This is a genomic window from Mycobacterium sp. 1245852.3 (assembly GCF_001669335.1).
Lineage (GTDB): Bacteria > Actinomycetota > Actinomycetes > Mycobacteriales > Mycobacteriaceae > Mycobacterium > Mycobacterium europaeum_A.
On record NZ_LZLL01000337.1, the window covers coordinates 1 to 10,986 of the forward strand.

At 68.5% G+C, this 10,986-nt stretch carries 12 protein-coding genes and 1 pseudogene; 10 read left to right on the forward strand and 3 right to left on the reverse strand.

The window, feature by feature from the left end:
- Positions 1 to 331 (reverse strand): LysR family transcriptional regulator (locus A9W96_RS15195; RefSeq protein WP_156765258.1); only part of this gene is annotated, 331 nt, incomplete at its 3' end.
- Between the two features lie 101 nt (positions 332 to 432).
- Here A9W96_RS15195 and A9W96_RS15200 point away from each other — a divergent pair.
- Genes A9W96_RS15200 through A9W96_RS15210 form a run of 3 tightly spaced genes read left to right on the forward strand, consistent with a single transcriptional unit; the run spans position 433 to position 2,936 of the window.
- Positions 433 to 1,020: a peroxiredoxin gene (locus tag A9W96_RS15200; RefSeq protein WP_067140886.1), complete on the forward strand. Its 588-nt coding sequence runs from the start codon at positions 433 to 435 to the stop codon at positions 1,018 to 1,020.
- 40 nt (positions 1,021 to 1,060) lie between these two features.
- Positions 1,061 to 1,597 (forward strand): alkyl hydroperoxide reductase, encoded by a 537-nt coding sequence (locus A9W96_RS15205; protein ID WP_066870770.1) that lies wholly within the window; start codon positions 1,061 to 1,063, stop codon positions 1,595 to 1,597.
- Between the two features lie 10 nt (positions 1,598 to 1,607).
- Positions 1,608 to 2,936 (forward strand): alpha-amylase family protein, encoded by a 1,329-nt coding sequence (locus tag A9W96_RS15210; RefSeq protein WP_082972278.1) that lies wholly within the window; start codon positions 1,608 to 1,610, stop codon positions 2,934 to 2,936.
- 22 nt (positions 2,937 to 2,958) lie between these two features.
- On the opposite strand, the gene A9W96_RS15215 is transcribed toward A9W96_RS15210, so the two are convergent.
- Positions 2,959 to 3,396 (reverse strand): DUF1810 domain-containing protein, encoded by a 438-nt coding sequence (locus A9W96_RS15215; protein WP_067140889.1) that lies wholly within the window; start codon positions 3,394 to 3,396, stop codon positions 2,959 to 2,961.
- Positions 3,397 to 3,414: 18 nt separating this feature from the next.
- Here A9W96_RS15215 and A9W96_RS15220 point away from each other — a divergent pair, with 18 nt between their 5' ends.
- The 7 genes from A9W96_RS15220 (at position 3,415) to A9W96_RS15250 (ending at position 9,848) form a co-directional block, all read left to right on the forward strand.
- Positions 3,415 to 4,656: an alpha-hydroxy acid oxidase gene (locus A9W96_RS15220; RefSeq protein WP_067140892.1), complete on the forward strand. Its 1,242-nt coding sequence runs from the start codon at positions 3,415 to 3,417 to the stop codon at positions 4,654 to 4,656.
- 93 nt (positions 4,657 to 4,749) lie between these two features.
- Entirely contained in the window at positions 4,750 to 7,071 is a 2,322-nt protein-coding gene (gene lon, locus A9W96_RS15225) for an endopeptidase La (protein ID WP_067140898.1), read from the forward strand.
- Between the two features lie 230 nt (positions 7,072 to 7,301).
- Positions 7,302 to 7,652, forward strand: a complete 351-nt coding sequence (locus A9W96_RS15230; RefSeq protein ID WP_066870779.1) for a hypothetical protein — start codon at positions 7,302 to 7,304, stop codon at positions 7,650 to 7,652.
- 65 nt (positions 7,653 to 7,717) lie between these two features.
- Positions 7,718 to 8,107, forward strand: coding sequence for a nitroreductase family deazaflavin-dependent oxidoreductase (locus A9W96_RS15235; protein ID WP_066870781.1), 390 nt, complete (start codon positions 7,718 to 7,720; stop codon positions 8,105 to 8,107).
- Between the two features lie 7 nt (positions 8,108 to 8,114).
- Positions 8,115 to 8,447 carry a TfoX/Sxy family protein gene (locus tag A9W96_RS15240; RefSeq protein ID WP_066870783.1) on the forward strand — a complete coding sequence of 111 codons (333 nt, stop codon included), beginning with the start codon at positions 8,115 to 8,117 and terminating at the stop codon, positions 8,445 to 8,447.
- A 41-nt stretch (positions 8,448 to 8,488) separates the two neighbouring features.
- Positions 8,489 to 9,115, forward strand: a complete 627-nt coding sequence (locus A9W96_RS15245; RefSeq protein WP_066878179.1) for an endonuclease — start codon at positions 8,489 to 8,491, stop codon at positions 9,113 to 9,115.
- Between the two features lie 7 nt (positions 9,116 to 9,122).
- On the forward strand, positions 9,123 to 9,848 hold the full coding sequence (locus A9W96_RS15250) for a DUF72 domain-containing protein (RefSeq protein ID WP_067024527.1): 726 nt from the start codon (positions 9,123 to 9,125) through the stop codon (positions 9,846 to 9,848).
- Positions 9,849 to 9,861: 13 nt separating this feature from the next.
- Here A9W96_RS15250 and A9W96_RS15255 read toward each other — a convergent pair.
- Positions 9,862 to 10,986: pseudogene (locus tag A9W96_RS15255) on the reverse strand (hypothetical protein); the annotation flags it as partial.

The following is a 10,986-nucleotide window of genomic DNA, read 5'->3' on the forward strand; positions in this document are numbered from 1 at the left end:
AGGGCGCCACCGTCGGTATCAGCCCCAGCCGCACGCCGGTCTGCAGCGGGTCGGTGGACCCGGCCGCGGCGGCGCTGAACGCGTCGGCGGCCTCGACGACCGCCTGGGCGCGCGGGAGCAGTTCCGTGCCCTGCGTTGTCAAGAAGACACGCCGCGTCGACCGCTCGACCAGCTGGGTGCCCAGGCCCGCCTCCAGCGCCGCCAGCGCCTGCGACAACGTCGACTGGCTGACGCCGAGATCCGTTGCGGCACTGCTGAATTGCCGCTTCTCGGCGATCGCCACGAACGCGCGCAGGCCGGCGATAGTGGGCTGATAAGTCTTATCGGTCATGCCTATGAGTCTAGTGGGAAATATCACCTTTACTTCAATAAGGCTACGCGGCAACATGGTGGAGGACATCTAATCTTGAGTAATTCCAGATAAGGAGCGATATGCCTCTGCTGACCATCGGCGACCAGTTCCCCGCCTACGAGCTCACTGCGTTGATCGCGGGCGATCTGTCCAAGGTCGACGCCAAGCAGCCTGGGGACTACTTCACCACCATCACCAACGAGGACCACGCCGGCAAGTGGCGCGTGGTGTTCTTCTGGCCGAAGGACTTCACCTTCGTATGCCCGACCGAGATTGCCGCGTTCGGCAAGCTCAACGACGAATTCGCCGACCGCGACGCGCAGGTGCTGGGTGTCTCGATCGACAGCGAGTTCGTGCACTTCAACTGGCGGGCCCAGCACGAGGACCTGAAGAAGCTGCCGTTCCCCATGCTCTCGGACATCAAGCGGGAGCTGAGCCTGGCCACCGGTGTGCTCAACGCCGACGGCGTGGCCGACCGGGCGACCTTCATCGTCGACCCGAACAACGAGATCCAGTTCGTCTCGGTGACCGCGGGTTCGGTGGGCCGTAACGTCGAAGAGGTGCTGCGCGTCCTGGACGCACTGCAGTCCGACGAGCTGTGCGCCTGCAACTGGCGCAAGGGTGACCCGACGCTGGACGCCACCGAGCTGCTCAAGCAGTCGGCCTGATCCCGGCCTGGATCGCATAAGGTTCGGAGAAGGAGGCGAGATGAGCGTAGAAAACCTCAAAGAAGCGCTGCCGGAGTACGCCAAGGACCTCAAGCTCAACCTGGGCTCGATCACTCGCACGACCGAGCTCAACGAGGAGCAGCTGTGGGGCACCCTGCTGGCCAGCGCCGCGGCGACGCGCAACACCCAGGTGCTCGCCGAGATCGGGGCCGAGGCGGCCGACATCCTGTCCGCCGAGGCCTACAACGCGGCGCTGGGAGCCGCATCGATCATGGGCATGAACAACGTGTTCTACCGTGGCCGGGGCTTCCTGGACGGCAAGTACGACGATCTGCGCGCGGGGTTGCGGATGAACATCATCGCCAACCCCGGCGTGGAGAAGGCGAACTTCGAGCTGTGGTCTTTTGCGGTGTCGTCGATCAACGGATGCCCGGACTGCGTGGCCGCTCATGAGCACACGCTGCGCGAGGCCGGCGTCAGCCGGGAAACCATCCAGGAGGCGTTGAAGGCCGCGGCGATCATTTCCGGCGTGGCGCAAGCGATCATCGCCTCCCAGACGCTGGCCACCGTCGGCTGATCGCGCCGTCGTGACCAGAACCGTGACCGGACCCGCCTGGGTCCAGCACGCGATCTGGTGGCAGGTCTATCCCCTGGGGTTCGTGGGAGCGTTTCCCGCACCGCAGGCAGGCGAGCCGCCGCAACCGGTGCTCCTCCGGTTGCGGCGGCTCGTCGACTGGCTGGACCACGCCATCGAACTCGGGGCTTCCGGCCTTGCGCTGGGACCCGTCTTCGCCTCGCGCACACACGGTTACGACACCACCGACCACTACCGCATCGACCCCCGGCTGGGCGATGACGACGACTTCGACCACCTGATCGCCGAGGCTCATCGCCGCGGACTGCGGGTACTGCTCGACGGGGTGTTCAATCACGTCGGCCAGGATTTCGCGCGCTACCGCGAGGCCGCCGACGACGACGCGGCCGCACGCTGGTTTCGCGGACGGCCCGGCCGATTTCACACCTTCGAAGGCCACGAGGGACTGATCACCCTCAACCACGACAACCCCGAGGTGGCCGACTACGCCGTCGACGTCATGGCGCACTGGCTGGGTCGCGGCGCCGACGGCTGGCGACTCGACGCGGCTTATGCCGTGCCGCAACACTTCTGGGCATCGACGCTGCCGCGGGTGCGGAAGCGCTACCCGGACGCCTGGTTCGTCGGGGAACTCATCCACGGCGACTACGCCGCGGTCGTGGAGGCCGCCACCTTCGACTCGGCCACGCAATACGAGCTTTGGAAGGCGATCTGGAGCGGCCTCAACGACGGCAATTTCTTCGAGCTGGACTGGGCGCTGCAGCGCCACAACGAGTTTCTGACCTGCTTCGCGCCGCTGACCTTCATCGGCAACCACGACGTCACCCGCATCGCCAGCCGGCTGGAAAATCCCGAACACGTCGCCCACGCGCTGGTGCTGTTGCTGACGGTCGGCGGGGTGCCCAGCGTCTACGCCGGCGACGAACTGGGATTCCGGGGCGTCAAGGAGGAACGCTTCGGCGGTGACGACGCGGTTCGCCCCGAGTTCGGCTCTCCCCCACTGCAACTCGACGACTTCGGCGTCGAAACCTGGCGGCTGCACCAATACCTGGTCGGGCTGCGACGCCGCTACCCGTGGTTACATGCGGCGACCACCACCGCTCGGCTGCTGGAAAACCGGCGCTACGTGTACGAGACGCGCCACGGCGACGATGCCCTGCTGGTGGCGCTCAACATCGACGACAAGCCGCTGCGGGTGTCGCTGCCGAAGCTGGGCACCGCTCGCGCCGAGGTGATGGGCGGATCGGCCGCCCCGCCGCAGGAGGTCGTCGACACCGTTGCCGTCGAGCCCCGCGGCTGGCGGATCCTGCGCCCGGTCTAGGCCCGGCTTTTCACGGCGTCGCCTAGGGCTTCGCCAGCCGCTCCAAGGTCAGCCGGTCCTGGCGGCCGTCGTAATACTTGTCCAGCACCGCGACGAAGTCGGCGTTGTCCTCGGCCGCGCGGGCGAACAGCGTCATCGACGAGCACAACTTGAGGTCGTCCGGCGAACCGAAGATCTGGCCGATCGAGCGCCCCTGCACCGCGCTGACCAGCCGGGCGCACTCGTGCAACCGCGGCCCCAGCAGCTCGTGGCGCAGGTATGCGCCGGCTTCGTCGAGCGAGGCGATGCCGAACCGGGCCGCCATGGCGCTGCCGCCCAGGCCGCGCAGCTGCGGGAAGACGAACCACATCCAGTGACTGCGTTTTCGGCCGGCGCGCAGTTCGGCGACGACATCGTCGTACACCGGGCGCTGCGCGTCCACAAAACGTTTGAGATCAAAGGGGTCGCCAGCCGAGTCCATTTGACTACGGTTGCACACATGGCAGTCCGACGACGAGTGCCCAAGGTGCGCGACCTCGCGCCGCTGATGCAGTTCAAGCGGCCCCGGCTCAACGCGACCAGGCGCCGCCTCGACGCCGCGTACACCATCGAGGACCTGCGAGCCATCGCCAAGCGCCGCACCCCGAGGGCGGCGTTCGACTACACCGACGGGGCCGCCGACGACGAACTGTCCATCCAACGCGCACGACAAGCGTTCCGCGACATCGAGTTTCACCCGACGATTCTGCGTGACGTCTCCCAGGTCACCACCGGCTGGAATGTGCTGGGGCAGCCGGTCGTGTTGCCGTTCGGGATCGCCCCCACCGGATTCACCCGCTTGATGCACACCGAGGGCGAGATCGCCGGAGCACAAGCGGCGGCCGACGCGGGGATCCCGTTTTCGCTGTCCACCTTGGGTACCTGCGCGATCGAGGATCTCGTCACCGCCGTCCCGCGGGGCCGAAAGTGGTTCCAGCTCTACATGTGGCGCGATCGCGAGCGCTCCATGGCCCTGGTGCGGCGCGCCGCCGACGCGGGCTTCGACACGCTGCTGGCCACCGTCGACGTCCCGGTCTCCGGTGCCCGGCTACGGGATAACCGCAACGGCATGACGATTCCGCCGACACTGACGCTGCGCACCGTGCTCGATGCCGTGCCGCACCCGAAATGGTGGTTCGATCTGCTGACCACCGAGCCGCTGGCGTTTGCCTCGCTCGATCGCTGGCCCGGCACCGTCGCCGAGTATCTGAGCACGATGTTCGATCCCAGCCTCACCTTCGACGATCTGGAGTGGATCAAGGCGCAATGGCCCGGCAAGCTCGTCGTGAAAGGGATTCAGACACTCGAGGACGCGCGCGCCGTCGTCGACCGCGGCGTCGACGGCATCGTCTTGTCGAATCATGGTGGGCGCCAACTGGACCGGGCCCCCGTGCCCTTTCACCTGCTGCCCACCGTCGCGCGGGAGCTTGGGCAACACACCGAGATCCTGGTGGACACCGGCATCATGGCCGGCGCCGACATCGTCGCCGCGATCGCGCTGGGGGCCCGCTGCACGCTGGTCGGGCGCGCCTACCTGTACGGCCTGATGGCCGGCGGTGAGGCGGGGGTGAGCCGCGCGATCGACATCCTCCGCAGCGGGATTGTGCGGACCATGGCGCTGCTCGGCGTCACCTGCCTCGAGGAGCTCTCCCCCCAGCACGTCACGCAACTGCGACGGCTGGGCCCGTTGCCGCCGGTGTGACGCCGGCCGCACACCCGCAACGGCCGGGGTCCCCGGGAACAAACCGGCGCCCGGCTGGGTTAAGCGCATCAGACTCAACTTTTGGAGGATTTGATGGCTGAAGCCAAGTCGGTGCCGGTGCTGTTTGTCACTGACACCATCGTGTTGCCCGGAATGGTGGTGCCGATCGCGCTGGACGACGCCGCCCGCGCGGCGATCGATGCCGCTGCGGCGAGCGAATCGGGACAGCTGCTGATCGCCCCCCGACTGGACGACCGTTACCCCTCGCACGGCGTGATCGCGAAAATCCTGCAGGTCGGGCGCATCGCCGGCGGTGGCACCGCCGCGGTGGTGCGCGGTGAGCGCAGGGCGCAGATCGGGGCGGGCGCGTCCGGGCCCGGTGCGGCGCTGTGGGTCGAGGTGACCGAGGTCCCCGACGGCGAGACGACCGACGAGATCAAGGCGCTCACGGCGGAGTACAAGAAGCTGCTGCTGGCCATGCTGCAACGCCGCGAAGCGTGGGAGATCATCGATTACGTCAACAGGCTGACCGACCCGTCGGCGCTGGCCGATACCTCCGGTTACGCCTCGTACCTGACCAACGCGCAGAAACGGCAACTGCTCGAGACCGTCGACGTCACCGAGCGGCTGCGCGTGCTGATCGACTGGACCAGCTCGCATTTGGCCGAGGTCGAGGTCAACGACAAGATTGCCGAGGACGTGCGCGAGGGCATGGAGAAGACGCAGAAGGAGTTCCTGCTGCGCCAACAGCTGGCCGCCATCCGCAAGGAACTGGGCGAGGGTGAACCGGACGGCTCGGATGACTACCGTGCCCGCGTCGAGGCCGCCGAGCTGCCCGAGCAGGTGCGCGAGGCCGCGCTGCGCGAGGTCGGCAAGCTGGAACGGTCCAGCGACCAGAGCCCGGAAAGCGGCTGGATCCGCACCTGGCTGGACACTGTGTTGGACCTGCCGTGGAACGTCCGGACCGAGGACTCCACGGACCTGGAGGCGGCCCGGGAAATCCTGGACGCCGACCACCACGGGCTGGACGACGTCAAGGACCGCATCGTCGAGTATCTGGCCGTGCGGGCGCGCCGCGCCCAGCGTGGGCTCCAGGTCGTCGGCGGGCGCGGCTCCGGTGCGGTGATGGTGCTGGCCGGTCCCCCCGGGGTCGGCAAGACGTCGCTGGGCGAGAGCGTGGCCAGGGCTTTGGGCCGCAAGTTCGTCCGCGTCGCCCTGGGCGGCGTGCGCGACGAGGCCGAGATCCGCGGGCACCGGCGCACCTATGTGGGAGCGTTGCCGGGCCGGATCGTGCGTGCGATCGGTGAGGCGGGATCGATGAATCCCGTTGTGTTGCTGGACGAAATCGACAAGGTCGGTGCCGACTTTCGCGGTGACCCGAGCGCGGCGCTGCTCGAGGTGCTCGACCCCGCGCAGAACCACACCTTCCGCGACCACTACCTGGATTTGGACCTGGACCTGTCCGACGTGGTGTTCCTGGCCACCGCCAACGTGATCGAGAACATTCCGTCCGCCCTGCTGGACCGCATGGAGCTGGTTGCGATCGACGGCTACACCGAGGACGACAAGGTCGCCATCGCGCGTGACTACCTGCTGCCCCGGCAGCGCCAGCGCGCGGCGCTGACCGAGGACGAGGTCGCGGTGACCGACGCGGCGTTGCGCAAGATCGCGGCGGATTACACCCGCGAGCCCGGCGTGCGCCAGTTCGAGCGGCTGTTGGCCAAGGCGCTGCGCAAGGCCACCACCAAGCTGGCCGCCAACCCGGAGCCGTTGACCATCGACGAGCCGGATCTGGTTGGCTACCTTGGCCGCCCGCGATTCACGCCGGAATCGGCCGAACGCACGGCGGTGCCCGGGGTGGCCACCGGCCTGGCCGTGACCGGCCTGGGTGGTGACGTGCTCTACATCGAGGCCGGCGCCACCGACGGGGAACCGGGTTTGCAGTTGACCGGCCAGCTGGGCGACGTGATGAAGGAGTCGGCGCAGATCGCGCTGTCCTACGTGCGCTCCCACGCCGACGCGCTCGGTGTCGAGCCCGCGGCGCTGAACCGGCGCATCCACGTCCACGTCCCCGCGGGTGCGGTGCCCAAGGACGGCCCGTCGGCCGGTGTCACCATGGTGACCGCCCTGGTCTCGATGGCGACCGGGCGTCAGGTCCGTTCCGACGTCGGCATGACCGGTGAGGTCACGCTGAACGGTCGGGTGCTGCCCATCGGCGGGGTGAAGCAGAAGCTGCTGGCGGCCCAACGTGCCGGGCTGTCAACGGTTTTCATTCCGGCGCGCAACGAGCCCGATCTGGACGACGTGCCCGCCGAGGTGCTCGAGGTGCTGGACGTGCGGCCCATGACCGATGTCGCCGAGCTCGTTGCGCAGGCCCTGGAGCCGGCGGCGCAGGCCGCCACCGTGGCCGCATGACGCTGTCTAGGCGGTGTTGACCCCGTGTCGAGCTAGTGACGACGCCATGGCCCCGGGCAAGGCAAGAAGTTTTGGCTTCCCCCGGGGCCGGGTATCTGTCAGCGCAGAGGGAAGACCAGCCGAGGGGGGAATGACCTCTAACCCGACGTCAAACGGCGCGGGTGGACGAACAACAGATCACTGCCGTGACGCCGCTGTGGGCGGTCGACCGGCCGGATAAGGAGTTCATCATGAGGTTGAACAGAATTGCTGCTAGCGCCGCGATCGCGGGTGCTTTGACGTCCGGTGCGCTGGGAATCGGTGCCGGGTTGGCGCAGGCCGACCCGCATGGGCCGAATCCGCCGGTGCCGGGTTGCGTCGGCGGCCCCGGCGCCAACTGCAACGGCCCGGGCACCCCGCTTCCGCCGGGGCAGCGCGGATTCCCGCCGCCGGGGCACTTCAACGACCCGATCGGTTACGGGTACCCGGCTCGCTGGACTCCGCCGGGCCAACCGGGCGACTACCCGGTGGTATTCAACCCGGACTTCAACCAGTGGGGCGTGTTCCTGCCCGGCGGCCAATTCGTGGCCTACGCCACGTAAAACCGCATAACGAGACAGCCGCCGCGCATGTGGCGGCTGTTCTCGTTTGCGGCAGAATCCACGGCATGAGCGACTTCGCGACATTGAAACGGCAAGTGGTCCATCGGGTTCAGCGGCTGCTCGTCAACCCGGTGGGCCGGCAGCTGCCGACGACCATGCTGGAAACCACCGGGCGCAAGAGCGGGCAACCGCGCCGGACCGCGGTGGGTGGCCGCGTCGTGGACAACCGGTTCTGGATGGTCGCCGAACACGGCGAGCACTCCGACTATGTTCGCAACATCAAAGCGAATCCGGCTGTGCGCGTGCGGGTTGGCGGGCGGTGGCGCAGCGGGACCGCGCACCTGCTGCCCGACGACGATGCCGTGCGGCGGCTGGGCGAGCTGCCGCGGATGAACAGCGCGATGGTGCGCCTGATGGGCAGCGACCTGCTCACCATCCGCGTCGATCTGGACTGAAGGGTTCATGGCCTACGACGAAGACCTGGCCAACCGGATCCGCGAACTGTTGGGATCGGAGTCCGGCGTCGAGGAGAAGCGCATGTTCGGCGGCCTGGCGTTCCTGGTCGACGGCAACATGTCGGTCGCCGTGAGCGGGCAGGGCGGACTGCTGGTACGCGCGTCCTCCGCCGAGTTCGAATCGCTGCTGCGGCGTGCGCACGTCCACCCCATGGTGATGGGCGGCCGAGAGGTGCGCGGCTGGCTGCGTGTCGAGGCCGCCGGGGTGCGGACCAAGCGGCAGCTGCAGGGGTGGGTGAACCGTGGGGTCGGCTACGCGCGCACCCTGCCGCCCAAGTAGCGTGCGGTTTGCTCGCGCGGGGCGCGGGTACGCGGGTGCGTATGGACAAGCGGGTGCGACGACTTCTTGACGTTGCCGGCACGACCTATGCGGCGCAGGCGCGTATCAAGCTGAGCGACAAGCCGATGCCGCTGTTTCAGCTGCTGGTCCTGTGCATGCTTGCCAGCAAGCCGATCGACGCCGGCATCGCCACGGCCGCCGCGCGTGAGCTGTTCAAAGCCGGCCTGCGCACACCAAAAGCCGTGCAGGCGGCCGACCGGCACACCATGATCGAGGCGTTCGGGCGTGCCCACTACGTGCGCTACGACGAGAGCTCGGCGACCCGGCTGGCGGATATGGCCGACCGGGTTCGCGACGACTACTCCGGCGATCTGCGCCGTCTGGCCGATCGCAGCCGGCATGATGCCGCAGCGGCCAAACGGATGCTCAAGCAGTTCAAGGGAATCGGCGACACCGGCGCCGACATCTACCTGCGCGAAGTTCAAGACGTGTGGACCTGGGTGCGCCCGTATTTCGATGACCGGGCCACCGGCACCGCCAAGCAATTGGGTCTGCCCGCCGCGCCGGCGAAGCTGGGATCCCTTGCGCCGCACGCCAATGCGAGGCTGGCCGCCGCGCTGGTCAGGGCGTCGCTGGACGACGATGTGCGTCAGCGGGTGACCGGCTGAGCGGCCCGTGACCATACGCATCGGTACCTCAGGGTGGTCCTACAACCACTGGGCGAATGTGTTGTATCCGACGGGAACGCCGTCGGGGCGCCGCCTCGCCCGCTACGTCGAGGTGTTCGACACCGTCGAGCTGAACGCCAGTTTCTACCGGTGGCCGCAGGATTCGACCTTCACGGGCTGGCGCCGCCAGCTGCCGGAGGGTTTCACCATGTCCGTCAAGGCGCATCGCGGATTGACCCACTACCGCCGGCTGGCCTCACCCGAACCGTGGATCGAACGATTCGAACGTTGTTGGCGCCTGCTGGGAGATCGGCACGGGGTGCTGCTCGCGCAGTTGCACCCCGAGCAACAGCGCGACGACGCGCGCCTGGATACGTTCCTGGCACTGATGCCCGAATCGATCCGCGTCGCCGTCGAATTGCGCCACCCCTCGTGGAATGACCCCGCGGTGTTCGAGTTGCTGGAACGCCGCCGCGCCGCCTATGTGGTGATGAGTGGCCTCGGGCTGGAGTGCATCCCGCGTGCCACGACGGATTTGGTGTACATCCGGATGCACGGCCCGGATCCGGAAGCCAACTATGCCGGCTCCTACTCCGATGACGACCTACGGCGCTGGGCCGAGCGAATCGCAGGCTGGGACGGCGAGGGACGCGACGTGTGGATGTACTTCAACAACGACCTGGGCGGCCACGCGGTCCGCAACGCGCTGGCACTGCGCGAGCTTTTGGGTTGACGCACCCGAGCGACTAGCCCGCGGTGCGCTCGGGGTCCGAGCCGTCAGCGCCGCGCGGCACCGGGGTCCAGGCCCCGTCGATGACCTCGGGTGGGCATTGCGCCTGCAGCCGTTCGCGTTCGGTGCGGCGGCGTTTGATCCGCAACCGCGCATCACCGGGCAGGGTGACCAGTTCGTTGCAGGTCAGGTAGTACATGTCCTCGACATCGTCGATGAGGTCCGCCTCGACCCGCAGCGAACCCAAGGCGCGCAACGTCATACGGAGTTCGTGGGTGAACCGCATCGTGGTGTCGTAGGCCAGCTCCCGAGAACCACGGGCGGCGCGCGCCGGCCGTTGCTGCGGCGTCGGCGGCTGTTCGCAGGTGGCCGCGGCGATCAGCAACATGGTGGGATCGTCGGCGAATGTCGTGGCGGCCAACTCGGCCTCCCCCGGCCCGCGGTGCCCGATTCGCGCGACGGCGTCGTCGACGGCGGCAGCCGTCTTGGGTGACAGCGCGCGGATGCTGGCGAGGTTGCCGTCGGCGGCCAGCGCGCGCAACGGCGGGTCGGCTCGCAGCGCCGCCGCCAACTCGGCGATCTCGGCGTCGACGAGCTGGCTGTCGGCGATCATGCCCACCCCGGACACACTGCGCCCCGCCTGGCCGCGCACCGGTGTCGCGGCGCTGACTCCGGCGTCGATCAGCCACAGCGCGTTGAGGATCCACCCTTGATGGATGCGATCGCGCAGCAGCCGCAGCCGAACTTCCAGTGCGGCCTCCGGTAGCAGCGCCAGTTGGCCGGTGTCGAGGTGTTCCGCGGCCGCGGCGGCGCCGTAGGCGCGGGTGTCGGACCGCAGGTGGCGCAGCAGCGCCACCGATCGACCCGCCGCGACGGCCTTGGCCAGCGAGCCCAGGGCGCCGCCTACCAGGGCCGGCTCACCGAACGGCAGCGGATCCCCGATGTGGGGCTGGCCGACCAGGGCGTCGCGGGCGAGCGCCTCCTGATCCCAGCCGGGCAGCTGAGCGGCGGCGACCATGTTGACCGAGACCCCGATGTAGGGACGATGGCCGAACACCGCGACGGCCCGGCTGGCCCATTCCTCGTCCACCGCGCCGCCGAGCGCGAGCGCCTGGCCCAATACCCTGCTCGCCGTGCGCAA

What these genes read in the sequence shown, in the direction of transcription:
- A9W96_RS15200 (WP_067140886.1), top strand. Translation starts at nt 433, where the DNA reads ATGCCTCTGCTGACCATCGGCGACCAGTTCCCCGCCTACGAGCTCACT.
- A9W96_RS15205 (WP_066870770.1), top strand. Translation starts at nt 1,061, where the DNA reads ATGAGCGTAGAAAACCTCAAAGAAGCGCTGCCGGAGTACGCCAAGGAC.
- A9W96_RS15215 (WP_067140889.1), bottom strand. Translation starts at nt 3,396, where the DNA reads ATGGACTCGGCTGGCGACCCCTTTGATCTCAAACGTTTTGTGGACGCG.
- A9W96_RS15220 (WP_067140892.1), top strand. Translation starts at nt 3,415, where the DNA reads ATGGCAGTCCGACGACGAGTGCCCAAGGTGCGCGACCTCGCGCCGCTG.
- lon (WP_067140898.1), top strand. Translation starts at nt 4,750, where the DNA reads ATGGCTGAAGCCAAGTCGGTGCCGGTGCTGTTTGTCACTGACACCATC.
- A9W96_RS15230 (WP_066870779.1), top strand. Translation starts at nt 7,302, where the DNA reads ATGAGGTTGAACAGAATTGCTGCTAGCGCCGCGATCGCGGGTGCTTTG.
- A9W96_RS15235 (WP_066870781.1), top strand. Translation starts at nt 7,718, where the DNA reads ATGAGCGACTTCGCGACATTGAAACGGCAAGTGGTCCATCGGGTTCAG.
- A9W96_RS15240 (WP_066870783.1), top strand. Translation starts at nt 8,115, where the DNA reads ATGGCCTACGACGAAGACCTGGCCAACCGGATCCGCGAACTGTTGGGA.
- A9W96_RS15245 (WP_066878179.1), top strand. Translation starts at nt 8,489, where the DNA reads ATGGACAAGCGGGTGCGACGACTTCTTGACGTTGCCGGCACGACCTAT.